The organism is Sediminibacillus sp. JSM 1682029 (assembly GCF_041366435.1).
GTDB classification, from domain to species: Bacteria; Bacillota; Bacilli; order Bacillales; family Amphibacillaceae; genus Sediminibacillus; species Sediminibacillus terrae.
On record NZ_JBEWYY010000010.1, the window covers coordinates 122,955 to 147,810 of the forward strand.

The following is a 24,856-nucleotide window of genomic DNA, read 5'->3' on the forward strand; positions in this document are numbered from 1 at the left end:
TGTGGAGGGGATTTTCTTTGCTGAGCATTGTGGAATTTTTTAAAAACCTGCCGCGAAAAAAGTGTCACAATTGTGGAAAAGAAATACTCGAAAAAGCCGATTGTTACGGTAATTTATGTGACCATTGCGATCACCCCGCCAGATAAAGAGCCGGAAACTCACCACTCAAAGCCAACATATCCAGCTTGCAGAAAGTTTCTGCAAGCTTCCTTTTTTGCTTCAGGCTGGATGCCTCAATGCTGCATACAATCGCAATTTCTCTGTGGTACCAGGTTGGACGCTACGCTATAAAGTGACCGGGACAAAAGCATGGCCACCAAAGCAAAAACCAATCAAATTCGCTCTTTTTTTACTTGTGTGTTCCAGCTTTATTTTTCCTGTTGGTTGATCCGTGCTTCGCATCGCTACGTTTTCGTGGTCTGGTATCCACATATCAGGACAAAATGAAACTAAACAGTGATGAAGACGAAAAATCAACAGGGGGTACTTCAGAAATAAGAGATAAGATCAACAGCATAAGAAAGAAAATACTCTTCGCTTCCATGCCGTTTAGCTTCCTCTCCATAACAGCAATAGACAAAACGGAAATTACGCCAGAAAAGAAACCATCCTCATTCAACGGAGGCAAGGTGCGTAGACTCCTGCGGGATGAGCGGGAGCTGAAGATCCAATTGGCAAAACGGTTTGCTTTGCCAAGTTAGCTGAAGCCGTCCCCGCGGAAAGCGAAGTACCTTGCCGGAGTGGAGCGCGATTCAGACGAGAAGGATAAAAATGGTTTGCTTCTTCTAACAAAAACCGAACGAATTCATACATCGTTCGGTTTTTTTATTGGTCGCTATGCTGTTGTCCCAGCTCTTTTTTCGTTTCTTTATCTTTGATGATGTAAGAATGACAACACCTGCTCAACCGCAGCTTCGCCCTGATCGATACAGTCAGGAATACCGATTCCTTCATAGGAACTACCCGCCAAAAATAAACCGGGAAGGTCTGCTTCCATCTTAGCACGGACATGATTCAAACGGTCTTTATGTCCAACTGCATATTGTGGCATAGCATTTTTCCAACGGCTCACCACGGCAAATTCCGGTTCCTTGGTAATTTTCATGATTTTCTTTAAATCATGAAGCACAATGTCGACAATTTCCTGATCTGATAGATCAACTACCTGCTCATCCCCTGGCCTGCCGATATAACAACGAAGTAGTGCTTTGCCCTCAGGCGCAGATTGCGGCCACTTTTTATGGGTCCATGTGCAAGCAGTGATCCGATAATCACTGTTTCGGGATACGACAAACCCTGTACCATCGACATCTTTTTTGATTGCAGACTGGTCAAAGGCTAAAGCGACGTTGGCAACAGATGTAGCCGGCATTTCTTTGAACGCATCCATGAACTCATATTGACTGAGCATCCGTCTAGCTGCAAAGTGCGGTGTCGCCATCACTACCGAATCAGCTTGGACAACGGTCCCATCACTGAGCAGCAGATGATAATGGTCATCCTTCTGTTCAATATGGTCCACCCCTGTCCCTTTCACGACCGTTCCCGGCTCAAGCTTGTGTTCTACAGCGTCCACCAAGGATTCGAGGCCATTTTTAAGCGAATAAAACATGCTTGGCTTTTTCCCTTTGTTATTTTTCTTCTTCGGCACAGTCTTACGCAAGCCTTTTACCAGGCTGCGGTGCTCCTGCTCCAACTCGTAAAAGTTAGGGAATGTCGCCATCAGGCTAAGTTCGTCGATATCTCCGGCATATATACCGGAAAGTAGCGGCTCCACCAGATTTTCGACCAGCTCATCGCCGAAACGACGACGGAAAAACAAACCTAACGATTGATCACCGGTCTGTTTTCCTTTTGGCCTGATAAAATCCAATCCGGCCCGCAGTTTCCCTTTGGCAGAAAAAATGCCAGAAAACAAAAATGGACTTACTTGAGTGGGAATGCCCATATAAGAACCGCCCGGCATTTTATGCAGCTTCTTGTCTACTAAAATATACGACTGACCGGTTCCATTCTTTATCAAATCATCCTCCAAGCCTGCTTCCTTTACCAAACGTGCCGCAGAAGGCTTACGAATCAAAAACGAGTCTGGGCCGCGTTCGAACGTATAGCCATCGCGTTTGACAGATTTGATTTTCCCGCCGAGACGATCGCTTGCTTCCACAAGCTTCACTTTATATGGAAGCTGCTCTTCTCTAATCCTTTTCTGCAGGTAATAAGCAGCCGTCAAGCCGGTAATACCGCCGCCGACAATGACGATTTGTTTCAAATCAGGCATGTTGATCATTACTTTGACGGTATTTCCGCAAAACTACATCTGCCAAGGTATGAAGGAATTCCGGCTTTGCGTTCGGCATTTCCGGACGGTAGTAGTTCGCGCCCAGTTCGTCACATACGACCTTGCATTCATAATCATTGTCATATAATACTTCCAAATGGTTGACGACAAATCCAACCGGGGCATAAACAAAAGAACGATAGCCTTTTTCATGATAAAGCTCCCTTGTCAAGTCCTGAACATCCGGGCCCAACCAAGGATCCGGAGTGTTCCCCTCGCTTTGCCAGCCCAATTCGTACTGTTCAATGCCAGTAGCTTCCGAAATCAGCTCGGCAGTCCGTTTCAATTGATCTGGATAAGGGTCGCCATGTTCCAGAATCTTTTCAGGAAGACTATGTGCCGAAACGACCAAAACAGCTTTCTCTTTTTCCTGCTCGTCCATTTGACCGTAAACTTTGGAAATAGCTTTTACCCAGTAATCGATAAAGCCTGGTTCATCATACCAGCTTTCGACCGAGGTGATTTGCGGTCTGCCGTGTTTTTCTGCTTCCTTCTGAGCGCGGCCGTTATATGACTTCACACTGAAAGTGGAATAGTGTGGAGCCAGCACCAATGATACAGCTTCTTCGATTCCATCAGCCGCCATCTGCCCGACTGCATCCTCGATAAACGGTTCGATGTGCTTCAAGCCAAGGTAATGGACGAATTCCACTTCATCTTGGATTTCATTGAGACGGTCTTCGATGCCTTGCGCCTGTTGTTTGGTGATTTCTGCCAGCGGTGAAATACCGCCGATAGCTCGATACCTTTCGGTCAAATCCTCCAGCATTTCCGGTGTCGGCTTTCTGCCGTGCCGGATGTCTGTATAATAGCGTTCAATGTCTTCTTCTTTATATGGCGTACCATAAGCCATTACCAGTAAACCAATTTTTTTCTTTGCCACTTTCCAACACCTCTTAGCTTTTTATCTCTTATTCCTAATTTCTCTATTACCGTTATTTGCGGCGGGAGTAATCATGGATGAAATCTGTCAGCCTTTTCAAGGTTGCCGGTTCGATTTCCGGCGTCACACCATGACCTAAGTTAAAGACAAAGCCAGGTTGGCCTTCCGCTTCATCCAAAATCGCCTGCGCTTTCATTTCCGTTGCCTTCCAGTCTGAAACGAGCAGAGCCGGATCAAGGTTACCTTGCAGTGTTTTGGCAATTCCCATTTCCCGTGCCTCCGTAACCGAAGTCCGCCAATCGAGACCGAGGACATCAACCGGAAGATCATTCCATTCCAAAATCAGATGGCGTGCCCCTACCCCAAACAAAATCAATGGAACACCCTCACTTTTTAGTTCTGAAAAAATCCGCTGCATCACCGGTTTGATGTATTCTCGGTAATCAGCTGCATGCAAGGTGCCTACCCATGAGTCAAAAATTTGGAAGGCTTTCGCGCCAGCCTGTATTTGCGCCTTTGCATACGTGATTGTCATGTCGGCCAGCTTATCCATCAATGCAAACCATGCTGCTGGGTCGCTATACATCATCGCTTTGGTTTTATGGTAATTCTTTGATGGTCCGCCTTCAATCATATAGCTTGCCAACGTGAACGGTGCGCCGCTGAACCCGATCAATGGTACATCCAGTTGCTCTTCTGCAAGAAGTCTGATTGTCTCCAGTACATAAGGCACATCGGAGACAGGATCAATCGCTCCGAGTTTTTCCACATCGCTCTTGGACCGAATCGGCTTGTCGATCACCGGTCCGATACCCGACTTGATTTCCACATCTACCCCAATGGCCGGAAGCGGCGACATGATGTCTTTGTATAAAATCGCGGCGTCGACCCCATAGTGTTCGACCGGAAGTCTTGTCACATATGCGCAAAGCTCTGGTTGATGGGTAATTTCAAACAGTGAGTATTTTTCTTTTAACTCCCGGTATTCTTTCTGTGACCGTCCCGCCTGTCGCATATACCATACAGGCGTATAGTCGGTCGGTTCCCCCCTGAATGCTTTCAGGATTGTATCATTGATTGTTCTTGCCATCCGTTTCACCCTTTATCTCTAATCCATTCCATAATCACTATACCGATTAATAAATTTGATGTATAGCAATTGGCCTTATTTGTCACTAATTTGTGCGTTATTGCACAATCAGTCGATTTTCCGCTATTTTCTTCCCGGTCATATCACGTTAGGACGTAACCTTAGACAGATATTGAAATGTTCTTCTTTTTAGTAAAGTCACGGACTGGAGGAGAAGGCTTTCCAGCCGTCTCCGTGTAACGGGCCGTGTATTTCCACTGTGTTAAATGCCTGCTCATATAAAACCTCATCGGCATTCGCTCGCGATTTTCAACTAGTTAACACCCTAATCCCCATTATCAGAAGTCAAGAGATATCACGGCTTGATTAGATGCTTTTCCTCTCTGGCCTGTCAGCGGGTCGACAGGTACTACATAATAAGAAGCTTGATCAAATAATCCGATATGGTTGATTTGATAGGTTCCCTTTCCTTCCACTTCACCGATTTTTTGTTCGTTCCCATTTTTGACGCGATAGACTTCGTATTGAACCCGATCATCCGTGGAAGCTGTCCATGTCAATTTCCCGCGCACCAACGACAAGCCGCCAAAACTATAACCGGCGGACAAATCTGTAATTTCGGGCAACTCGACTGGTTCTTCTACATCTTTGACATTTTCCGGCTGTTCAAACACATCGGCCAAGTTCTCTTGCTTTCCTAGATCGTTTAAAATCGCTTTTGTCAATTTGGTGGGTACATCGCTCCCCGCCGTCAGGTAACGCGAATCATCCACTTGGTCATAGCCAATCCAAAGGGCACTGGTATATTCCGGTGTGAAGCCGGCGAACCAGGCGTCCTTGATTTTCCCTTCTGCGTATGGATGTTGGGTGGAGCCGGTTTTTCCGGCCAAAGCCCCAGAATAGTTGCCGGCTTTTCCTGTTCCTTTATCGACCACTGCTTCCAGCATGCGAACCATATTCCACGCAGTCTGAGCCGAAAACACCTGCTCAGGCTTTTTGGTCTGACTTTCCAGCAGTTCTCCATCCCGATCATAAATGCTGTTGATGGCCATAGCGTCCTCCATTTTTCCGCCATTCGGAAAGGTTCCGTAAGCCTGGGCAAGCTGTAACGGGGACATCCCTTTCTCAAGACCTCCGAGTGCAATGGCCAATCCATCATCAGGAAGCGAAATGTCCATCTTCTCTAAATATTCTTTTGCATAGGAAATTCCTATTTCATTCAATAACCACACTGCCGGCGCGTTTTTCGATTCCTGCAGTGCTTCATACATCGTCACCTTTCCTCCGTAGCTGCCGTCGTAATTTCGGGCAGTATAATCCCCATAACTCCGCTCTTCATCGGTGAGCAGAGAATAAGGCGTATATTCTTCCAACATCATTGCAGGGCCATACACAGCAAGTGGTTTCATGGTAGAACCGGGCTGTCTGGGGGTTGTAACGCGGTTTACGTTGCCGATTTGATAATCACGACCACCGACTGCAGCAGCTATTTCGCCCGTCTCGTGATTGATCAACACAAAGGACCCTTCCACCCCTGATGCCGATCCTTGAAAATACTCATCTTGCTGAAAATGTTTATAGGCAGTACGCTGGGCTGTCTCGTCGACATTGACGACAAGCCGGTAACCGCCCCGCTTCAGTTCCGGAAGTGTAAGCTGATATTTTTCCGCTGCTTCTTTTATTGCCAAATCCATATAGGAAGCATCCCATGGGTTATCTTCCTCTTCCTGCTGATCGACTCCCAGCGTTTTCCCTTGTAGCTGCAGCGTTTCTTGCGTCTTCAGCATATCAAGCCGGTTCATTTGCTGTAATACCAGATCACGCCGCTCTTTTGCCTTGTCTTCATCTATCAGCGGTGAATAGGTATTAGGTGCTTTCGACATTGCCGCAAGCAACGCCCCTTCTGTGATGGTCAGTTCGTCAACCGGTTTACTGAAGTAAAATTCAGCTGCCGCTCCGACACCGTATATTCCATGGGCAAAATATATTTCATTCAAATAATATTCCAGAATTTTATCTTTGCTGAAGTTCCTCTCCAGATAAATCGCAGCCATAACTTCTTTCGTTTTTCGCATCCATGTCTTATCATTATGCAAAAATAAGTTTTTCGCCAGCTGCTGGGTTATAGTACTGCCGCCCTCCGCTTTTTCCATAGAAACAATATCCCGGAAAACAGCCCTTGTCACCGATTTGAAATCGACTCCGGCATGCTCGTAAAAACGATTGTCTTCGATCGCCACAAAAGCGTCTTCCACATGGTCGGGGATCTGTTTAATCGTCACCGGACGACGGTATTCATCATAGATCTCTCCGATTCTCTCCCCATCTTTTGTTTCCACTACTGTAGCCGCAGGCAATATCAAATCCTGCTCATCCACTACAAATCTGCCACCGAACAGAATAGTCAGGTACCCGGCCAAACCGAGTAAAAAAATAGCACCACCAATCATCAGCGGCCATTTCAAGCGGATGATCCACTTCAAGTAAATATCTATGTTCATAATTTCCACCTTTACTCAATCTTTCTACTGCTAAGGCAAAGCCATTCTTTTCATTATACGATAGATCACACACCCGATAAACAGAAAGTTGCCCGTTAGACGCCTCGATCTGTGGCCAAACTTTTTAATCCATCTGTATCCGCAAAGATGCTTGCATGGACTTGATCTGCTTGCTAAGCTTGAATTAAACAGGAAGAATACCCTTCACTATGATAGGGTATATTCAATGCATACCAACCATTTACCAAAAGGCAGGCGAGCGAAAATGAAAGCGCATATAACGAACGGGACTTATAATTTCCTCGTGAAAATTCAATCAGACCATCCTGATATTCCGATTTATTTGATGCAGGCAGGTGATTCCACACTAGCTTACTATGAAGGAAAAAAATCTTCTGTTTTTGAACAGGCGCGGGATTATGAAAGCTTTGTGGCGGATGGCGATCTTCAACAAAGCGGTTTTGTGGTTATGAACAATATTCCCGTCACCTACGAGGGAAAACCGATTTTCGAAGACCAGTTTAAGAGGCGGGCCGGTTCCATGAACGATATCCCCGGCTTTCAGGCACTTCGTGTCTTGCGGCCCCTGCAGGGAAACAAATATGTGGTGATGGTTCAATGGGATTCGAGAGAAAGCTATCAAAATTGGAAGGATTCCGACGCGTTTGCTGCAGCTCATTCATCCTCCAAGTCTAAAAAGCGGCCTCCTTACCATGCAGGCCCATCCTATACAACAGAAGCCAATATGATCGAACCGACTTAAATATTTGCTATAAAAATGGCAAAAGCAGTCTTTCTTTAAGGCAAAAATGCAGTACTGGACAAAAGCATGGTCGCCAAAGTAAAAACCGGACGAATGTTTAATCGTCCGGTTTTTAAATGGTCACGACACTTTTGTCCAAGTCTCGCTTGCCTTATTGTTCTTCTCCATCCAGCACATTTTCCTGGAAAAAGTTTTCCCACGTTGGCTTGGATTGTTCGCCGCTGATTCGCGCGACTTCCTCTCCGTTTTCAAAGTGAATCAGAGTGGGGGTTCCTTCTATATGATAGGTTTTCCACGGCTCTTGAAATTCCAGGATGTTCAATTTTTTCAAATCGATTCCGTATTCTTCGGTCATTGGTACAATCACAGGGGTCGTTTTTTGACAATGAATACACTCTGGACTGTAAAAATAGACGGTGACATCTTCTTTATTATCGAGTTTTTCTTCCAATTCATCCGGTAAAATCTGATTTTGATATAGTTCATCATCCAACTGATCGATGGTAGATTGGCGCAGATTTTCTTTTCCATAAGGATTGTCAGCCATTTTCTGGCTATTTTGATAACTGACGACGAATATCAAAGCGCCGATCAACACAACGATTACCCCAAGGATAATCCACATTTTTTTATTCACTCGTTCCCTCTCCTTTGTTGCAAAAGCAAAATAATATGGAAAACAAAAATGACAATGAAAGCTATCAAGGCTAAAAACGGTATGGTGATGAAGCCAAAGTAATTGACATACTGGCCGTTACAAGGAACCAATCCGCAAGATTCCCCCGCTTCGTGAAGAGCAGGAAGCTTTTGGATCAAATAATGATAGGTCGAAACACAAATGCCTATTCCGCTCATGATTAATCCAGGCAGCCCAAAACGGATGTCTTTTTTTATAGCTGCATATCCGTAAATGATGACGAGCGGATACATAAGGATTCGTTGATACCAACATAACTCACAGGGCTCGTATCCCATGAATTCTGAAAAAAACAAACTTCCGAGCATTGCTGCTACGGCTTGTCCCCATATGATCAACAGAATGTTTTCTTTTGTTTGTTGATTATCTGCCATGAAATACCCCTCTCTCCAAACGCATTCAAAAACATTATACTAGCGAAGGGAGCAAAAACAAAGGGAAAATATCCCGAACAAAATTCGAGGCACCTTTTTTGAGAGCTGATTTATTCTTTAAAAAAGGAATGGCATGTAAGATTTTCCCTCCTACAAGCCATCTCCTGCCTTCCTTACTTACGGAACAGTCCATTCTTATGTGCGTAGACAGCCGCCTGGGTCCGATCATGGACTTCAAGCTTGCTCAGAATATTGCTTACGTGCGTTTTTACGGTCTTAATCCCGATATACAGTTTTTCGCCGATTTCCTGATTGGTCAAGCCATCACCGATGCACATGAGGACTTCCAGTTCCCGTTCGGTCAATTGCTCATGCGGCTTGATTGCTGACGGTCGGAAGCTGGTCATCATCTTACTCGCCACTTTCGGTTCAATCACCGGTTCCCCTTCTGCCGCCTTTTTGATAGCAGCCGCAATCTCATCCGCGCTGGACGTTTTCAGCATGTAACTGTAAGCCCCCGCCTCCAGGGCAGGAAAAACTTGTTCATCATCATAATAACTAGTCAGGATGATTACTTTACAATTCGGGTTAAAACCCATGATGTCCCTGGTTGCTTCAATTCCGGTTCCATTTTCCATGATGAGATCCATAAGAACTACATCCGGCTTCGTCTCTTTTACGACCGCTGCCCCCTGTACGCCACTGGAAGCTTCTCCGACTATTTCCAGGCCCGGCTCTGTTTTCAAATAGGCAATCACGCCTTTTCTGACTATTTCGTGGTCATCTACCACAACTACTTTGATCATCCTCCCGCTTCCTTTCCCCTCTGGTGTCATTATAATGGTATTCTGATATCAATATGTGTACCTGCCCCGACTTGAGAGCGGATAGAGAAAGTTCCTCCAATCTCCTCACAGCGTTCTTTCATTGTTTTTAAGCCATAAGAAGTTTTTTTGCGTTCATCGGTATTGACGTCAAATCCACTTCCATTATCAGCTATATGTAAAAATAACTCGTTGTGCCTTTCCACAATCTGAAGCGTGACTTCCGTCGCGTCCGCATGCCGTAATGTATTCGACAACGACTCTTGTACAATCCTGAACAAGTGTTCTTCAGCGGTCGCCGACAGTGCTTCGATTTCCTCTACTTTAAGTTGAAAGTTGATTTGGCATTTCTGCCGCAGTTCTGCCACGAGCTCCTGCACCCCTTTTTTCAATGGCTGACCTGACAAATCAACCGGACGTAAGTGAAGGAGCAATGCCCGCATCTCCGTTTGGGCTTTCAACGCAGTATCCGAAATTTCTTCCAATTGCTCCCTGGCCTGTGCAGGGTCTCGGTCGAACAGACGTAGAGATGCCTGAGACATCATCGTGAGGGCAAACAACTGCTGACTGACCGCATCATGCAAATCACGGGCGAGACGCTGGCGTTCTTCTATGGTAGCTGCCTTATGAGCAGACTTTGCATACTCCGCTCGTTCGTCGGCCATCCTTTGCAGTGATTTCACTTGATTCTGCAACTTTTCTCCCAGTTCGTTCAATTCATCGCCTATTCGCGCAATCTCATCTTCTTCACTGAAATAAACACGGGAAGTATAGTTGCCACGGGATAACTGTGTGATCAAAACCGACAAATAATCCATCCGATCTTTCATGTCACTGCTTGATTTAAAGCCAACATAAATAGAGATGAACACACCAAAACATATGTACAACAAAATCGTGATAAAAATGCTGGTCACATCGAGCCACTCCGGCTGAAACAGGACGAATACCGATAAGAGAATGGCAAGCAGAGTGATTGTTGTCAAAAACAACCCATATAACAGCGAACGGATATAGGTATAGCGGACCGTATTCAAGCGTTTCAACATATTCCGTCCCCCCTAAACCCTGTCCACCCGGATTGATCCGGCCTTTATACTTAAGAAAATATCAAGCTTTCGAGTAGCCTGATCGTAATTTGGTGTTTCATAAAAAATTTCCCGGTTCATGCCTTCTGCATTCATGCCAAAGACATTGATTTCCCCTGCCTTTACATGTGCCTGGATCGACATTTCGACATTTTCCGGCATCAGCACCCGGATATCCCCTGCCCATCCTTGAATGCTTATCGGAATTTCTTCATCGGGAATGAATGCTTTTGTAAAATCAATATGATAATCCCCGACGGCATTCCACAAATCCATCGGTTCCACCCGCCAATTTGGTTCGCTGAAATTATGCTCCCCTACAGCCAGACGCTGTTTTTTGGGCATTTTTTTATTCGCTCTTTGATCATCGGTGTCAAAAATGAATTGGAATTTTCGCTTGCGCTTCCTCTTTGTCGAGCTTCCAAAAATGCTGAAGCCCAAGTAAACAAGAAGCAGAGGCCATAATTTATATACATCCATGAAGGAAAACGGAATAAGCCCAAACCGGTCAAGCAGCAATAATCCTCCGAACACAATCAAAAATGAACCAAAGGTGATGCCGTTTTTATACCTGATGCCATCCCAGGTCCATTTTAATCCAAGTACCACAAAAAAAGCAGGATAAATATATAACCAAGCCTCCGCTAAATCCCAAGAGATGATGCCGATGTTTGCTAATACCAGCGCAGCTCCGAAACAAATAATGGCTATGGCTGCAATGCTGCGCACTATTTGGCTGTTTTTCATTTGTGATTCTCCCCTCATCCATTCAATATTCGGGTCCGGACGGCCAAATCCCTGCTTATATAGAAACGAATATACCAATGCATGATCCTTTTTCTTGAAAACGGAAGGATGGCCGTTTCACTTCTTCTTAGGATTATTATAAAAAAAAGCCCACCAGGCTTGAACGACCGGTGGAAGGGGATTGTCTCCGTCTAGAGTCGGAGACGGCGATATTTCGGTTTGATTAGATGTCGCAAAAAGGAATAAAAACCGATCCATACGGAAACAAAAATGAATCCAAAAGCATAACCTCCGAGCACATCGGTTAAATAGTGGACACGGATCACATAACGGCTCAAACCGATCAACAAAATGAGGCAGATGCCGATAATATTGAGGAACAGCGCTGCCTTCTGTGACTTAACATATCTCAACAGAAAATAGATAAGCAGGCCGTATGCAATCAGGGAAACCATGGCATGCCCGGAAGGAAAACTGTACCCCACCCCTTCTGCCTCCGAAAATAACCGCGGTCTTTCTCTCTCGACAGCCAGCTTGATCCAATGGTTCACCCGATAACCGAGCAAAGTTCCCGAAGCCAGCATAAGTGCAGCTAGCCAATCACGTGTGTATAGAATCAGAAACAGTGCTGCAGCTATTGTAAAAGGGGTGAGAAACGTGCCAGAACCCAATTCTGTCAACCAGCGGAATACAAAGAACAAAAAGGTCTGGTCAAGCCCTTCGACGGCCGGTGCTGTCCACCGATCCAGTATTGGTTCTTCTCTAACTACCACTTCCAGGGTAATAAAAACACTGGACACTATTGCCAACAGTAAAAAAGATAGAAAAAAATAGGTTCGTTTTTTCATACTCTGCTCCTTTTAGACTTTCTACTACTATTGTTATTTTCAGTCTGTTTATAAATTCCCGTAATGTTTATAAAAAAACTACCAGGGAATTGTATTTATGCCAAAATGAATTACGTTGAGAAAGGATGATTTTAATGGCAGACAATGCCCAATTACAAGAATTGATCGATGGATTGAATGAAGATCTCGCAAACGAATATGCAGCCACGATTATGTACACGTACAACGCGGCTGTCGTTTCCGGACTCTATCGCTCCGCATTAAAACCTTTCTTCGAGGATGAAATCAACGACGAGATCGGCCATGCGTTGTATTTGTCGGATAAAATAGCGATACTGGGCGGTACCCCGACAACGAAACCTGCTGAAGTTAAACAGTTGACAGAAGTGAAAGCAATGTTGGAAGAAGCACGTAAGGCTGAACAGGAAACAATCGAGCGTTATGAACAACGCAAGAAGCAAGCCGAGGCCCTAGGCTATACAGAGTTAGTCGTGAAGTTAGAAGATATGATTGCAGACGAAACCGGCCACAAGGAAGAAATCGATCGTCTTCTTTCTGACTCCAGACTGGCTTGACCAACATACGTACATCTGAAGATGGATGAAAAGCCACCATTACCATACGGCAAAAAACGAATGAGAAAGTAATATAAAAAGCTGAACCGAACGATGATTCGAACTTGAACCATTTGAATCCCGTTCGGTTTTTTGCTAGTGGATCCATGTTGTACCGCCGTTTGCCAAACATTCCATCTCCAGCAGTTGTTTCAGGAATCGTCAGCTAGTGTTTTCACTTTTCATCCACCACTGCTGTGGTATACTGGTTGGAAAGGTAAAGGGGGAATAGTTTTGTGGAATGAAGTCATGACTCGGTTAGATGAAAACTATCAGGAAATGGTCGATATCCGCCGGTATCTGCACCAATATCCAGAGTTGTCTTTCCAGGAAGAAAAAACGTCCCAGTATATTGCCGATACATATGAAAAGCTGGGAATTCCTTATCAGACGAAAGTCGGCGGCAATGGCATCGTTGCCACCCTGGAAGGAGGAAAGCCGGGGAAGAAGGTCGCTCTGCGCGCAGATTTTGATGCCCTCCCGATCCAAGATGAGAAAGATGTTCCTTATAAATCGAAAGTGGATGGTGTCATGCATGCTTGCGGCCATGATGGCCATACAGCGACGTTGCTCGTCCTCGCCAAAGTTCTCCAAGAATTCAAGGAGGAGCTCCCAGGCACTGTCGTATTTGTCCATCAGCATGCAGAGGAACTGGCTCCCGGCGGTGCGAAATCAATAATGGAATCGGGAATCCTCGATGATGTAGAGGCAGTATTCGGTACCCATCTATGGTCCAATACTCCACTTGGTACAGTCGAAACATCCTTGAAAGAGTTTATGGCAGGGGCCGACCGTTTTGAAATCAATATAAAAGGAAAAGGCGGCCACGGTGCACAGCCCCACCAGACGAAGGATGCAATCGTGATTGGTTCACAGCTTGTCACTACATTGCAAAATATCGTTAGTCGCAGAATCGACCCACTCGGCACGGCGGTTTTGACAATAGGCACCTTTCAATCCGGGAGCACATTCAACATTATTGCCGATACAGCGAAAATCACTGGAACTGTGCGGACATTCGACCCGGAAATTCAGAACCTGATTATCGACGAGATGGAGAAAGTCATCAAAGGCGTTTGTGTCGGTTATGACGCCGGATATGAATTTAATTATGAAAAGGGCTATCCGCCTGTCATCAATCATCCGGAAGAAGCATCACTTGTTCTGAAAGCTGCTGAGCAGGTGCCAGGTGTGGAACGTTCTCGGGAAGTGGTGCCGGGGATGGTCGGCGAAGACTTTTCTTATTACATTTTAGATAAGCCTGGTGCTTTCTTTTTTACAGGGGCGCAGAAGGAAGGCCATTATTACCCACATCATCATCCTATGTTCGATATTGATGAACGGGCCCTGCCACTCGCAGCAAAAGCATTGGCACAAACCTTCAAAGCCTATCAGGAAAAATGAATCAGGTTAACAAACGGAGACGGTACATATTGATGGCCGTCTCCCCTAATTTATCCAGAAACCTCCCATTCGCAAAGGCTCCGACCAGAGCGCCGAAGCCGGGAACCAATTGCAGAAGCTTTGCCAAATCGATGGTATCCCGATACTCCTGCTGCAATGTACGCCAATCCACTTGGCGGCTCCATTCCTTTTCATTCTTCCAGTTCACAAGCATATGCAACACTTCCTCCCTTTTCCGATCACTCGAAAAAGCAAGTAAAAACACATGCAGCAAGAACACCCTTTCCTCATGTTTTTTAACCTCAAACCCATAAAGTTGGCCGACATCAAACAAAAACTTCATCTTGATACTGAGCAACATCGGAAAGTCAGCCAGGCCGAGCAATATTCCGCCAGCACCCGTGCCGGCTCCTTCCAGCATCGCTGTCCGCTTATACTGTTTGAGCCGGTGCTTGATGGCAATTTCCTTGTCTTCCAATGTAACAAGTCCGATAGTTTCGACCGGCAAAATAAATTTGGAGGAAGTGAGAGACAGTTCTATCATAGATCGAATACTTTCCGTCACAAGCTGATGGGCCTGATCAGGGATTTTTTGGTTGATTTTATTTTGAAGCTGCTTAGAACTCCGTTGGATCAGCGAGGATTTTTTACCTGCCAAATGAACGAACCGGCGCGCTTCTAACAATGCTTGTTTTTCATATTTTCCGATTTCAGTCATGGACATGCGCTCCTTATGCAAGTTGCTTTTTAACATAGCCGTTGACAAACCAATAACTGAAAGCCGTTCCGGCAGCCCATACAATCAACAATCCCGTGAACAACTGCATAAATACAAACAACACGCCAAACAGAAATGTCTGGGCAAGCATCAACTGCAACATCCATCGAAGCAACGCAGCGCTCCGCCATTCCTTTTTCACGGGATACAAATCAAGCCAAACCACCGTACGATGGTGCTGCCACAAACTCGTCAGCTGAAATCCGCTCAAATAAAGAAACAGCAGGCAAAAGATGACTTTCATCCACACATTCGGCACAAAAAATGCTGCAAGCGCGCCAATAACAAACAAGCGTAAATACATGCCAAGATAGTCAATGCTTCTTACAGTAGTGATACGATAAAGATAGGAAAATGTCCGGTCCTGCTGGAGGGGGATACGCCTTACCAGCAACGATACCAGCCAGTGCCGTTTTTTCACTTGGTTTTTCAGATGTGGTACATCAGTGAACATGTTGGCAAGACGGTAGAAAGATCGCATTCTGGCATTATCCTTCTCCACCAGGAGATCCCAAGCCAGACCGCTATTTTTCCGCGCCAAAAAGTAATCATATACAAAGACGCCGGCAAGCAACAATGTCACAATCCCCGCCAGTAGATTTTCTCCACTGACAAATAAATAAAAAACAGCTGCATTCAGCAGGATTCTGGCGAAGAAATCCAGCAGCCGGATGTTGGCATCGCGCACTCTCAATATCCACCACGAAGCAGTCAAATTCCAGATTTTAAATAGAACAAACAAAAGCAAAATCAGGGAGTAGGCCGGTCCCTCACTATCTGCATAGACCGCATGGTATAAGGGAGCCAATGCAGCAGCGGCGAGTGCCAGCAGATAAAGCTGTATGACAAAGCTGTAAATAAACGCATTCCGAAAGTACGGTCCCATTTTTGTCTCAGCCGGAAGCAAGAAAACAAGGTCCGCTTCCTTTAACAATGTCCGGACAGGACTGTAAGCAGCAATGATACCAAAAACAATGCCGATCACCAGGGCTGCCGGGAAATTATCAGGTATATCGGCAAGCCAGCGCTGATAATAGTAGGCCATAGCCGAAATGAAAAACAACATGGCAATCACCAGGTGGCCAGTGAATATGTACCTTAAATAACGACTGATCTCCTTCATATGAGAAGAAAACCTGTCTTTAAAAAACTGGTTGGCATCAAACATGGCCATCTTCCTTTGTCAGTTCAACATACAAATCATCAAGTGCTGCTTGTTCCATGCCGAATTGGTTCCGCAGCTCCTCCAAGGTACCTTGTGCACGTATTTTTCCATCATGCAGGATAACAAAGCGGTCACAGTAACGTTCCGCGGTGGCCAGGATATGGGTGGACATCAGCACACCGCCTCCTCTTGCCTTCACATCATTCATCAACTGCAGGTAGGATTGTATTCCCAAAGGATCAAGACCGACAAAAGGCTCGTCGACGACATACAGCGGAGGATCAACCAAAAAAGAGCACATGATCATGACCTTTTGCCGCATCCCTTTCGAAAAATGAACAGGGAACCACTTCATCTTCTTTTCAAGCCGGAACTCTTTTAAAAGTGGCGGCAAACGCTTTTGAAAGGTTTTCTCATCCACCCCGTAAGCCATTGCCGTTAAGCGCAGATGTTCCTCCAACGTCAATTCCTCATAAAGGACGGGCATTTCCGGTATATAGGTGAACTTGCTGCGATAAGCTTCAGGGGCTTCTTGAAAGGTTTTCCCTTCAATGGCGACTCTCCCCTGCTTCGGTTGCATCAATCCGATAACGTGCTTGATTGTCGTGCTCTTTCCAGCCCCGTTCAAACCGATCAAACCGATGATTTCCTGTGGGAAAACATCAAAGGAAACGTCGTGCAGAACATTTTTATGTGTATACCCACCAGATAACTTTTCAATATGCAATAAAGGTTCCAAGTACTTCCCCCGCTTTCTCTCAACATCATTTCTTTTCGTGCATTTTTAATCGAATCAATTTCATTGCTCTTTTTAAAATTACAGAGTTGTCCAGAATTTATAAACATGTTTTTAAAAATGCAGCCTTATAGCGTTTTGTCATTAGCCCGTAGCCCGAATACCCTCCGCTTTCCGAGGGGGGAGTGGCAAGCCTCCTCGGGCAGAGCCCTGTGGGGTCTTGCCGATCTTCCAATACCCGCAGGAGCCTACGGGTATTCAGGCTACTCAATGATTATCTTGTTGTTCCTATTTTTAATCAAAAGGTAGATCTATAAGAAAAACCACTTTTAAAAATAACTTATGCAAATTGACATTTTCTTAACTGCGCAATAATACGATCTGCAGCTAATTTTGATGCATGAAAAACAAGCGTCACCAGGTCAAAGTGAACCTTGGCACGTTTTCCAGTACGATAACGAACCTGCTTCCGTGTCGTATAATAGACATAGGGAGTTCTCCTCCAATCTGAAATGTTTTGTCGCTACTTAACTATTTCGAGATTTGGGGAGGTACTCCTTTTTTATGTTCTGGAAACCTTGGGCCGCAAGGGCTTAGATTTATGAAATTCATTCAATCAATAAAATTTTATCATTTAATGACGGGTTTTACCAAAAAAACAGTGAATACGATTGCTACAACTGACACAAACTGTAGAGGAAGAAGAAAGGATTACATCTCCACTACTCGGAATGAGGTGTTGGTGATCGACCATCTAAAGAAAACTTATTAAACCTTTTCCTTACAGGAAAGCGACTACTTCAGTCAAATGGGGTGTTGACGAAAGGTTTTCATGAGTAATTGACTGAATCACCTTTGATTCATCTTGATTACAAGTTATTCTACAGATGCTTAGAATATCCTTCTTCTTCGGCAGCGGGCCGTTCCAAAGCAGGTAAGTCCAACCGGATGACTTTTCCTGCTGCGGACGGTCCGTTTGCTTTTTTTACAGGTATAGTTGCTTTACACAGGCCATCTTTCCTTTATACAATGGTTGAAAGAGTTTATTACATAGAAGGAGCGATTGGATGAGCCATACGGAGGATTGTATTTTCTGCAAAATAGCGGCAGGAGAAATACCTTCTGCAAAAGTGTATGAAGATGAGCATGTTTATGCTTTTCTTGATTTAAGCCAGGTAACGAAAGGCCATACGCTGATCATTCCCAAGAAACATGCGAAAAACATTTATGAAACACCGCCGGAGGTCGCCCAGGAATTGTTCAAAAAAGTCCCGAAAGTAGCGACTGCCATTAAAGAAGCTTTCCAGCCGGTCGGTCTTAACTTGCTGAACAACAATGAAGAGCCTGCAGGACAATCGGTTTTCCATTTGCATATCCACCTGATTCCCCGATACGGAAAAGGTGACGGGTTTGATGCCATTTGGAAGACAAATGCCAATTCCTATTCACAGGATGATCTTCAGCAAATCGCCGGAACGATCGGAAATTATCTATAGGCAAGTCGAAGCTTGAAAATAGTAGTTTCAGCTCGGAATTTTTCGAGAAAATAAGTATAATAATAGGGAAAGGGGTGTAGTATGTCATGGCTGACAGCAAATCGATTTTATTAGGCTTTGTAATTGGCGGAGCGGTAAGCGCCGCAGCTGCCTTGCTTAGCACACCGTCTTCAGGAAAAGAAATCCGCGGCCAAGTAAATGCGCGGAGAGATGACTTAATGGACACATTTAAAAAACTGAAACAGGAAGGTTTCCAACTGAAGGAACAAATTACGCAGACTTCCAAAGAAGGAGCAACAATGATCAAGGACTTGTCGGCTGATATGAAATCGTCGATCGAATCCTGGAAGAATACGATTGAACCACATCAGAAAAACATCCAGACGTATTTAGCACAAATCGAAGACAGTTTAAAAGAACTGGAAGAGAAAACGCAAAAGCAAAAGTCGAATCAAGCATAAAAAAGACTGCCCCAATTGTCCTAGACGAGACTTTGGGGCAGTTTTTTTGATAGAAAAGTGAGTATCGAACATTTTAACCAGGCAACCGGGAAACACTGCAATTTTTCATGAGAACCGTCTCTGCATTTTGGAAATACACTGTGTTTGATGCATTAAAACAAGCATCACAAGGTCAACAGTGAACCTTGGCACGTTTTCCAATACGATAACGAACATTTCAGGACACAATGAATAGAACCGTATTCTTCTATTGACATTAGGTTTCTAAACAGTGACGAATACGAGAAATCAGCAGCTGATTCTTCAGAAATTGGAGGGTGCAGATCAACAGCATAGGACTCCCCATTTCCATGCGGTTTGGCTTTCTACCCGAAACAGCAATAGAAAAACGGAAATCACGCCAGAAGAGAAACCACCTTCATCCAATGGAGGCAAGGTGCGCAGACTCCTGCGGGATGAGCGCGAGCTGAAAATCCACTTGGCAAAGTGGTATTCTTTGCCAAGTTAGCTGAAGCCGTGCCCGCGGAAAGCGAAGTACCTTGCCGGAGCGGAGCGCAATTCATTAGAAAAGGACAAAAACCGAACGAAGAATCGTTCGGTTTTTATTCTGAACACTATGCTTTTGTTTTAACTACTTATTCAGCAGGCTGTAGATCTTCAATAGAATCTACGCCTTCCATGTATTTTGGAACAACCAAGCCGATTTTTGCACCTTCAAGGTTTGCTCCAAGATCTTCTACTTGGTCACCATATTCTTCAAATTGAGCAGCATGTGTAGCCGGCATCCAAGCAGCTACCATTCCATCTGCATCACCGTTTGCTACCGCTTGCCACATTACAGCATTGTCAAGTGGTGTAATAGTCGCTTTGAATCCTTGGTCCTCAAGGACTTTCTTCATGACATTGGTAGAAGCTACTTCAGAATCCCACTCCACGTAAGCAAGTTCGATTTCTGTACCATCTACTTCTTCTGTGCCATCAGTCCATTCAGCAACTTTATCAGAGTTGTCTTCCACCCAAGCAGCAGCAGCATCTTCCGGAGAAGTACCATTGCTGATTTCCAGCATTACTTCTTCCATATCGGAAGATTCCCAATTGAATTGGTCAAGGATTTTGTATGCATTTGGCATGTCATCTTTCAAACCTTGGCGAACCATGGTTTTGATTTCTTCTGCTTCTCCAAAAGAACCTTCAGGATCTTCTAGATATTTAAGATCATACTTTGCGAACATCCAGTGTGGAGTCCAGCCTGTAACAACAATTGGCTCTTCATTGTCGATTGCTTCTCCCAATGCAGTTGCCATTGCGCCACTTGAAGAAGTTTCCACTTCCCAGCCGGCAAGGCTGTCGTAAGTTTCTGTAGCATCTTCAGCGGCTTGTACGACACCGGCACCTGGCTCGATGCCAGTGATGGTGTAATCCACTTCTTCACTATAGTTTGTCTCACCGCCGCCATTGTCGCTGCCTGCGTTATCTGAATCAGAACCGTCATCAGATCCACAGCCGGCAGCTACTAGAGTGAAAGATAGTCCGGCTGCAAGGCCGAGACGTTTTAAGTTAAGTTTAAACATAACTAATCATACTCCCCTTTAACTTTATATTTATTATGGTTAACTTTTCCGTAGAAAAGTGGCCAACTATAGGTTTTACGCATCCCCTTTTTGGGAATTCAAGCTTTGAGTGAATCGGTCGATGATAATAGCCAGGATAACAATTCCCAGACCTGCAACGAATCCTGTTCCAACTTGAGCACGTTGCAAGGATGACAGCACTTCACGGCCAAGTCCCGGCGCTCCGATCATCGAAGCGATAACCACCATGGACAACGCCAACATGACCGTTTGGTTGATGCCGGCCATGATTGTCTTCTTCGCCATCGGCAGTTCCACTTTGAATAATTTCTGGGAACCAGTGCTGCCGAACGCCTCTGATGCTTCCACCAATTCACTGGAAACCTGTCTGATTCCAAGGTTGGTGAATCGAACAGTTGGCGGTGTGGCGAATATCAAAGAAGCAAAGATACCTGGTACCATCCCGATACTGAAGAAGGCTACCGCCGGAATCAAATAAACAAATGCCGGCATCGTCTGCATAAAGTCAAGTATCGGCGTAATAATAGCTTCCGCTGTTTTACTCTTGGACATCAAAATGCCGAACGGGACGCCGATTATAATCGACAGTAGACTTGCCACCAACACAAGCGTAAAGGTGAACATTAATTCTTCCCAAAGTCCCTGGTTCCAAATCAGCAGCAAACCGATCAAAGAAAAGGCCGCCAAACCGAACCGCTTGCCACTGGCGAAAAACGCCAGGATCACTACTAATAAAATGACGATGACTGGTGGAATGGAAGCTAAAAGCTCGGCAAGCCACTCCATGAAAGCACCGAAATCATTTTTGATCGGATCGAACAAAAATGCAAAAGTGTCTGTCAGAATATCGGTAAACGTCGATACCCAATCAGCTATTGGTATTTGTGTAACATTTTCCATGAAATTAAGCATCTTCACTGATCACCTCTGTTTCCCCGGCCAGAGCGGATATGACTGCTCCTCTAACGATAATGCCCATCAGCTTGCCTTCTTCCACCACAGCGACAGGCACCGGTGAATCGTGAATGATCTCAAAGATATCGTGCATGGAAGTTTCCGGTCCCACTTGCGGTACATCCGTCCTCAATATTTCAGTAAGATCAGTGATTTCACGTTTTCTTGCATCGGAAGCGTCATCCGCTGTGACATATCCTTTGATATTTCGCTTTCTGTCCGTTACATAAATGCTGGAGAGTCCTTCTTCCCTCATTCGTTCTAGTGCAACACGCGGGCCGTGCTTCTCGATATTGATTGTTTCCGGACGCTTCATGATGTGCTGTGCGGTCAATACTTTCGAGCGGTCTACGTCCTCCACAAACTTTTCTACATAGTCATTGGCAGGATTGACCAGGATTTCTTCCGGTGTACCGATTTGAACAATCGATCCATCCTTCATCAAAGCGATCCTGTCTCCGATCCGCAGCGCCTCATCCAAGTCATGAGTGATGAATAAGATGGTCTTTTTCATCGTCTCCTGCAAATCTAACAACTCATCCTGCATCTCTTTTCTGATCAGTGGATCTAACGCGGAGAAAGCTTCATCCATAAGCAGGACTTCCGGATCGTTTGCCAATGCCCGTGCCAAGCCGACACGCTGCTGCATGCCTCCGGAAAGCTGAGCCGGAAGCTGGTTGATATAACCGCCCAATCCGACCATTTCCAATGATTCCTTCGCTCTTTTGCTTCTTTCCTCTTTATCCACACCTTGAATTTCCAAGCCGTATTCGGCATTTTCCAAAATCGTGCGGTGCGGGAACAATGCGAATTTCTGGAATACCATGCTCAATTTTTCCCTGCGGACTCGGCGAAGATTCTTTTTATCCATTTTCGCCAAATCTTCCCCATCAATATAGACGCTTCCTTCAGTCGGTTCAATCAGTCGATTGATAAGACGCACCAGCGTTGATTTACCACTACCAGACAAACCCATGATAACGAAAATCTCACCTGCTTCGACCTCAAAGGATGCCCGGTTTACACCAACTGTATTGCCAGTCTCTTTCAATATCTCATCTTTTGGTTTTCCTTGATCCAACAGCTTCAGCGCCTGTTTATTATTTTTGCCGAATACTTTGGATAAACCTTGAACTTCAATTACCGGCATGTCATTCACCTCTCTTAGCCTGTTGTTTTGTCGACGTGCGCTTTTTACCGCACTCTACGTTGAATTTGGTTTATCTGTTTCATCCATTACTTTCCTACTACTAGAAAAGGAAAAATCCGAACACCAAATCAATCACTCTTAATACTATATCCCTATTCGGGTATAAAATTCAAACGTAACAAACCACTAATTTTGTATATATTTTTCATACAGTTTAAACTGAACAAACTTTTGCCGGTTTTTCCTTTGAATTCCTTGGAATTGCTCCATATATCTGTCCGATGACATGATTTTAAAAAATACGCTAATAGTGTAACCTATGATGCATCATGCAATTTAATTTTTTGGCAGGCAGTGCTGAGAATATACAGGGACCCGGGATGTGGATGCTTGTCAGGACACCTGTAAAAAGCTTTGAGGGAGGATCCTATGTCGGATTACAATCTAGAAGATCTCAACGAATTAATCACCACGGAATTTGCCAAAACAGTAGAAATGTTCGGCCTTACCCCTTCAGAGGCACGGCTATTTGCCTTACTCTATTTAGAAGGAGTTCCTATGACCCTGGATGAAATGAGTGAAGCGTTGGGGAAAAGCAAAACCTCTATGAGCACCGGAATACGTACCCTTTTAGAATTGAATTTAGTAGAACGTGTGTGGAAAAAAGGGGAAAGAAAAGATTTTTACCGCGCAGATGAAAACTTATACAGGAAGTTCATGTCTGCCTTCATTCATAAATGGGTAGATGCCGCAAACAGGCAAAAACAATCACTGGAAGAAATCGAAACACTACTCGTTCAAAATACAGGAAGGTTGTCAATCAAGGCTGAATCGGAAGAAATCGACGTATTGAATGACCGCCTGAAAGATATGATAGCGTTTCACGAGCTGCTGGAAAAGGCTTTTTTAAGAATAAGGCCCACAGCTTCCACATCTATTGACCAAAAGCTTAACCATTAGGTACAACTCAAGACCGGAAGCTTCAAGAACGCATCCATCAAGGAAGGGTAATAACCTTCCTTTTTTAATGCCTCTATCGTTTGGCGAGGCTCCAGTTTATAATGGAGCATTCCCACGAACTTTATCAGCAGTGGAGTTACGTCCAGGAATCCTTCTTCGGTCTGCGCCAGGAATTCTTTATGTAGGTAATCCGTCCATTGGATAAGATCGCGATACTCTTCCTGGGTCAGTTCTTTTTCTATGACTAACTTTGTAAAAGGATACTGATCAATTTCTTTGATTTTCAACAGTAAGTGAAGATGAAAGTTGATTGTTTCATTTCTATCGATGCCCATACGTTTTCCCCTCCAGCCTCATATCGTAATTATATATTATCCAGCCTTAAACAGAAATAAAAAAACAGCTGCGCGGACAGGATGTTTTACCCGGCACGGATCCGTGTAAAACCCCGTCCTGTCGGGGCTTGAGATACCAACGAAAATTCTGACTATAAATTAATATTTTTTTTCATAAAAAGCTATTGATTTTTCCCCGGAAACATACTATCATTCGTTGAGGGCAAGGCCGTGATGCCGCCCCATACAACCATGTGACAGCCGAGTAAAGGGGGATAAAAAATGAATTGCTGGAAAACTATCAATTTATACAAAGAATTCGGTATCAATCGTATATATATACTATCCATGCTTACAGGTATGATGGCATTCATTTTCTTTTATTTAATTTTTTCCATGATCCATGAAGCAGGAACAGTAAAGGACCATGGGATAATCCCTTTGATTGTCGGGCTGATTTTTTTGCCGACCATTCATAAACTTACACATATTTTACCATTAATACTGACAAATAAACGAGTGAAAATTAACTGGAAGATGAAACTGGGACTGTTTCCGACTTTTTCTTTCCGGACAAGATCGAAAATGTCCAAAACGACATCATTGTTCATTTTATTGGCGCCTGCATTGTTGGTAACCGCCGCCGGACTGGTTTCAAGCTATGTATTCATTAGTTATTATGTTTATTTCCTGCTTTTCTTGTCTGTTAACATCGCCCTTTCTTTTACAGACTTTTTGTATGCCAGTCATGTAGTCAAAGCGCCACGCAAGTGCATCATCGAAAATGCCAAAGACGGTTATGATATTTTAATTTAATTACACGAGCCTGGAACAAAAGCATCGTGACCAACATAAAACCGAACGAGTCCACAATTCGTTCGGTTTTTTTGATTAGCAAAAAGCAAGCTGCAAGAAAGCGGTTGGTGCCTTCTGGCTCTATACTGAATGTGGTGGTGTCCCCTGTTGTGATGGGTGTTCCTGCAGTGTGCAACTCATTCCCTCTCTCTTTGTTACCCTAAAGTTGCTGACACCAAAGGAAAAAGAGAGGGATATGAGTG

The 24,856-nt window shown here is 44.6% G+C and carries 26 protein-coding genes; 9 read left to right on the top strand and 17 right to left on the bottom strand.

Annotated features, from left to right (window positions below):
• Positions 1-17 precede the first annotated feature (17 nt).
• Positions 18-146, top strand: a complete 129-nt coding sequence (yhfH, locus tag ABVF09_RS15985; protein WP_175486759.1) for a protein YhfH — start codon at positions 18-20, stop codon at positions 144-146.
• A gap of 722 nt (positions 147-868) precedes the next feature.
• Here yhfH and hemY read toward each other — a convergent pair.
• The 4 genes from hemY to ABVF09_RS16005 form a co-directional block, all read right to left on the bottom strand.
• Positions 869-2,278, bottom strand: coding sequence for a protoporphyrinogen oxidase (gene hemY, locus ABVF09_RS15990; RefSeq protein WP_371069632.1), 1,410 nt, complete (start codon positions 2,276-2,278; stop codon positions 869-871).
• Complete coding sequence (hemH, locus tag ABVF09_RS15995; RefSeq protein WP_026569143.1) at positions 2,271-3,221, bottom strand: ferrochelatase; 951 nt, start codon at positions 3,219-3,221, stop codon at positions 2,271-2,273. Before hemH ends, hemY begins: the two co-directional genes overlap by 8 nt.
• A gap of 52 nt (positions 3,222-3,273) precedes the next feature.
• Positions 3,274-4,311: a uroporphyrinogen decarboxylase gene (gene hemE / locus ABVF09_RS16000; RefSeq protein WP_026569142.1), complete on the bottom strand. Its 1,038-nt coding sequence runs from the start codon at positions 4,309-4,311 to the stop codon at positions 3,274-3,276.
• A gap of 338 nt (positions 4,312-4,649) precedes the next feature.
• The gene (locus ABVF09_RS16005; protein WP_371069633.1) at positions 4,650-6,812 is read right to left on the bottom strand and encodes a transglycosylase domain-containing protein; all 2,163 of its coding nucleotides are present in this window, start codon (positions 6,810-6,812) and stop codon (positions 4,650-4,652) included.
• A 265-nt stretch (positions 6,813-7,077) separates the two neighbouring features.
• Between ABVF09_RS16005 and ABVF09_RS16010 the strand changes: the two genes are divergently transcribed.
• Positions 7,078-7,575: an antibiotic biosynthesis monooxygenase family protein gene (locus tag ABVF09_RS16010; RefSeq protein ID WP_026569140.1), complete on the top strand. Its 498-nt coding sequence runs from the start codon at positions 7,078-7,080 to the stop codon at positions 7,573-7,575.
• A gap of 151 nt (positions 7,576-7,726) precedes the next feature.
• On the opposite strand, the gene ABVF09_RS16015 is transcribed toward ABVF09_RS16010, so the two are convergent.
• From ABVF09_RS16015 to ABVF09_RS16040, 6 genes are all read right to left on the bottom strand, one after another.
• Positions 7,727-8,212 carry a thioredoxin family protein gene (locus ABVF09_RS16015; RefSeq protein WP_026569139.1) on the bottom strand — a complete coding sequence of 162 codons (486 nt, stop codon included), beginning with the start codon at positions 8,210-8,212 and terminating at the stop codon, positions 7,727-7,729.
• Positions 8,209-8,646, bottom strand: a complete 438-nt coding sequence (locus ABVF09_RS16020) for a disulfide oxidoreductase (protein WP_026569138.1) — start codon at positions 8,644-8,646, stop codon at positions 8,209-8,211. The genes ABVF09_RS16015 and ABVF09_RS16020 overlap by 4 nt, the downstream gene beginning before the upstream one ends.
• A 173-nt stretch (positions 8,647-8,819) precedes the next feature.
• Entirely contained in the window at positions 8,820-9,452 is a 633-nt protein-coding gene (locus tag ABVF09_RS16025; RefSeq protein ID WP_026569137.1) for a response regulator transcription factor, read from the bottom strand.
• A 29-nt stretch (positions 9,453-9,481) separates the two neighbouring features.
• On the bottom strand, positions 9,482-10,519 hold the full coding sequence (locus ABVF09_RS16030) for a sensor histidine kinase (RefSeq protein WP_026569136.1): 1,038 nt from the start codon (positions 10,517-10,519) through the stop codon (positions 9,482-9,484).
• 12 nt (positions 10,520-10,531) lie between these two features.
• Entirely contained in the window at positions 10,532-11,305 is a 774-nt protein-coding gene (gene liaF, locus ABVF09_RS16035) for a cell wall-active antibiotics response protein LiaF (RefSeq protein WP_026771774.1), read from the bottom strand.
• A 191-nt stretch (positions 11,306-11,496) separates the two neighbouring features.
• On the bottom strand, positions 11,497-12,153 hold the full coding sequence (locus tag ABVF09_RS16040) for a phosphatase PAP2 family protein (protein WP_051382096.1): 657 nt from the start codon (positions 12,151-12,153) through the stop codon (positions 11,497-11,499).
• Between the two features lie 134 nt (positions 12,154-12,287).
• Between ABVF09_RS16040 and ABVF09_RS16045 the strand changes: the two genes are divergently transcribed.
• Positions 12,288-12,728: a ferritin-like domain-containing protein gene (locus ABVF09_RS16045; RefSeq protein WP_035426474.1), complete on the top strand. Its 441-nt coding sequence runs from the start codon at positions 12,288-12,290 to the stop codon at positions 12,726-12,728.
• Between the two features lie 273 nt (positions 12,729-13,001).
• Positions 13,002-14,171 (top strand): M20 family metallopeptidase, encoded by a 1,170-nt coding sequence (locus ABVF09_RS16050; protein WP_026569133.1) that lies wholly within the window; start codon positions 13,002-13,004, stop codon positions 14,169-14,171.
• A gap of 1 nt (position 14,172) precedes the next feature.
• On the opposite strand, the gene ABVF09_RS16055 is transcribed toward ABVF09_RS16050, so the two are convergent.
• Genes ABVF09_RS16055 through ABVF09_RS16065 form a run of 3 tightly spaced genes read right to left on the bottom strand, consistent with a single transcriptional unit; the run spans position 14,173 to position 16,853 of the window.
• A complete protein-coding gene (locus ABVF09_RS16055) occupies positions 14,173-14,889 on the bottom strand; it encodes an EcsC family protein (protein ID WP_153462323.1) in 717 nt (238 codons plus the stop codon).
• A gap of 13 nt (positions 14,890-14,902) precedes the next feature.
• A complete protein-coding gene (locus tag ABVF09_RS16060) occupies positions 14,903-16,117 on the bottom strand; it encodes an ABC transporter permease (protein WP_153462325.1) in 1,215 nt (404 codons plus the stop codon).
• Complete coding sequence (locus tag ABVF09_RS16065) at positions 16,110-16,853, bottom strand: ABC transporter ATP-binding protein (RefSeq protein ID WP_026569130.1); 744 nt, start codon at positions 16,851-16,853, stop codon at positions 16,110-16,112. Before ABVF09_RS16065 ends, ABVF09_RS16060 begins: the two co-directional genes overlap by 8 nt.
• Positions 16,854-17,917: 1,064 nt before the next feature.
• Here ABVF09_RS16065 and ABVF09_RS16070 point away from each other — a divergent pair.
• The 3 genes from ABVF09_RS16070 to ABVF09_RS16080 all read left to right on the top strand — a co-directional run bounded on the left by ABVF09_RS16070 (position 17,918) and on the right by ABVF09_RS16080 (position 19,315).
• Positions 17,918-18,346 (top strand): HIT family protein, encoded by a 429-nt coding sequence (locus ABVF09_RS16070; RefSeq protein WP_026569128.1) that lies wholly within the window; start codon positions 17,918-17,920, stop codon positions 18,344-18,346.
• Between the two features lie 86 nt (positions 18,347-18,432).
• Positions 18,433-18,807 carry a YtxH domain-containing protein gene (locus tag ABVF09_RS16075; protein WP_026569127.1) on the top strand — a complete coding sequence of 125 codons (375 nt, stop codon included), beginning with the start codon at positions 18,433-18,435 and terminating at the stop codon, positions 18,805-18,807.
• Between the two features lie 271 nt (positions 18,808-19,078).
• Positions 19,079-19,315 (top strand): hypothetical protein, encoded by a 237-nt coding sequence (locus ABVF09_RS16080; protein WP_371069634.1) that lies wholly within the window; start codon positions 19,079-19,081, stop codon positions 19,313-19,315.
• Positions 19,316-19,442: 127 nt separating this feature from the next.
• On the opposite strand, the gene ABVF09_RS16085 is transcribed toward ABVF09_RS16080, so the two are convergent.
• The 3 genes from ABVF09_RS16085 to ABVF09_RS16095 all read right to left on the bottom strand — a co-directional run bounded on the left by ABVF09_RS16085 (position 19,443) and on the right by ABVF09_RS16095 (position 22,503).
• On the bottom strand, positions 19,443-20,378 hold the full coding sequence (locus tag ABVF09_RS16085) for a glycine betaine ABC transporter substrate-binding protein (RefSeq protein WP_371069635.1): 936 nt from the start codon (positions 20,376-20,378) through the stop codon (positions 19,443-19,445).
• Between the two features lie 75 nt (positions 20,379-20,453).
• Positions 20,454-21,311, bottom strand: a complete 858-nt coding sequence (locus ABVF09_RS16090) for an ABC transporter permease (RefSeq protein ID WP_026569124.1) — start codon at positions 21,309-21,311, stop codon at positions 20,454-20,456.
• On the bottom strand, positions 21,304-22,503 hold the full coding sequence (locus ABVF09_RS16095) for a quaternary amine ABC transporter ATP-binding protein (RefSeq protein ID WP_026569123.1): 1,200 nt from the start codon (positions 22,501-22,503) through the stop codon (positions 21,304-21,306). The genes ABVF09_RS16090 and ABVF09_RS16095 overlap by 8 nt, the downstream gene beginning before the upstream one ends.
• Before the next feature lie 429 nt (positions 22,504-22,932).
• Here ABVF09_RS16095 and ABVF09_RS16100 point away from each other — a divergent pair, with 429 nt between their 5' ends.
• Positions 22,933-23,463: a GbsR/MarR family transcriptional regulator gene (locus tag ABVF09_RS16100; RefSeq protein ID WP_051382097.1), complete on the top strand. Its 531-nt coding sequence runs from the start codon at positions 22,933-22,935 to the stop codon at positions 23,461-23,463.
• Here ABVF09_RS16100 and ABVF09_RS16105 read toward each other — a convergent pair.
• On the bottom strand, positions 23,460-23,798 hold the full coding sequence (locus tag ABVF09_RS16105; protein WP_035426472.1) for a DUF1878 family protein: 339 nt from the start codon (positions 23,796-23,798) through the stop codon (positions 23,460-23,462). The genes ABVF09_RS16100 and ABVF09_RS16105 overlap by 4 nt on opposite strands.
• A 282-nt stretch (positions 23,799-24,080) precedes the next feature.
• Between ABVF09_RS16105 and ABVF09_RS16110 the strand changes: the two genes are divergently transcribed.
• Positions 24,081-24,614, top strand: coding sequence for a DUF3267 domain-containing protein (locus tag ABVF09_RS16110; RefSeq protein WP_026771778.1), 534 nt, complete (start codon positions 24,081-24,083; stop codon positions 24,612-24,614).
• Positions 24,615-24,856 lie beyond the last annotated feature (242 nt).

What these genes read in the sequence shown, in the direction of transcription:
- liaF (WP_026771774.1), bottom strand. Translation starts at nt 11,305, where the DNA reads ATGAAAAACAGCCAAATAGTGCGCAGCATTGCAGCCATAGCCATTATT.
- ABVF09_RS16085 (WP_371069635.1), bottom strand. Translation starts at nt 20,378, where the DNA reads ATGTTTAAACTTAACTTAAAACGTCTCGGCCTTGCAGCCGGACTATCT.
- ABVF09_RS16045 (WP_035426474.1), top strand. Translation starts at nt 12,288, where the DNA reads ATGGCAGACAATGCCCAATTACAAGAATTGATCGATGGATTGAATGAA.
- ABVF09_RS16090 (WP_026569124.1), bottom strand. Translation starts at nt 21,311, where the DNA reads ATGCTTAATTTCATGGAAAATGTTACACAAATACCAATAGCTGATTGG.
- ABVF09_RS16095 (WP_026569123.1), bottom strand. Translation starts at nt 22,503, where the DNA reads ATGCCGGTAATTGAAGTTCAAGGTTTATCCAAAGTATTCGGCAAAAAT.
- ABVF09_RS16005 (WP_371069633.1), bottom strand. Translation starts at nt 6,812, where the DNA reads ATGAACATAGATATTTACTTGAAGTGGATCATCCGCTTGAAATGGCCG.
- ABVF09_RS16100 (WP_051382097.1), top strand. Translation starts at nt 22,933, where the DNA reads ATGTCGGATTACAATCTAGAAGATCTCAACGAATTAATCACCACGGAA.
- ABVF09_RS16040 (WP_051382096.1), bottom strand. Translation starts at nt 12,153, where the DNA reads ATGAAAAAACGAACCTATTTTTTTCTATCTTTTTTACTGTTGGCAATA.
- ABVF09_RS16025 (WP_026569137.1), bottom strand. Translation starts at nt 9,452, where the DNA reads ATGATCAAAGTAGTTGTGGTAGATGACCACGAAATAGTCAGAAAAGGC.
- ABVF09_RS16055 (WP_153462323.1), bottom strand. Translation starts at nt 14,889, where the DNA reads ATGACTGAAATCGGAAAATATGAAAAACAAGCATTGTTAGAAGCGCGC.
- ABVF09_RS16105 (WP_035426472.1), bottom strand. Translation starts at nt 23,798, where the DNA reads ATGGGCATCGATAGAAATGAAACAATCAACTTTCATCTTCACTTACTG.
- ABVF09_RS16030 (WP_026569136.1), bottom strand. Translation starts at nt 10,519, where the DNA reads ATGTTGAAACGCTTGAATACGGTCCGCTATACCTATATCCGTTCGCTG.
- hemE (WP_026569142.1), bottom strand. Translation starts at nt 4,311, where the DNA reads ATGGCAAGAACAATCAATGATACAATCCTGAAAGCATTCAGGGGGGAA.
- ABVF09_RS16070 (WP_026569128.1), top strand. Translation starts at nt 17,918, where the DNA reads ATGAGCCATACGGAGGATTGTATTTTCTGCAAAATAGCGGCAGGAGAA.
- ABVF09_RS16010 (WP_026569140.1), top strand. Translation starts at nt 7,078, where the DNA reads ATGAAAGCGCATATAACGAACGGGACTTATAATTTCCTCGTGAAAATT.
- ABVF09_RS16060 (WP_153462325.1), bottom strand. Translation starts at nt 16,117, where the DNA reads ATGTTTGATGCCAACCAGTTTTTTAAAGACAGGTTTTCTTCTCATATG.
- ABVF09_RS16075 (WP_026569127.1), top strand. Translation starts at nt 18,433, where the DNA reads ATGGCTGACAGCAAATCGATTTTATTAGGCTTTGTAATTGGCGGAGCG.
- ABVF09_RS16020 (WP_026569138.1), bottom strand. Translation starts at nt 8,646, where the DNA reads ATGGCAGATAATCAACAAACAAAAGAAAACATTCTGTTGATCATATGG.
- hemY (WP_371069632.1), bottom strand. Translation starts at nt 2,278, where the DNA reads ATGCCTGATTTGAAACAAATCGTCATTGTCGGCGGCGGTATTACCGGC.
- ABVF09_RS16110 (WP_026771778.1), top strand. Translation starts at nt 24,081, where the DNA reads ATGAATTGCTGGAAAACTATCAATTTATACAAAGAATTCGGTATCAAT.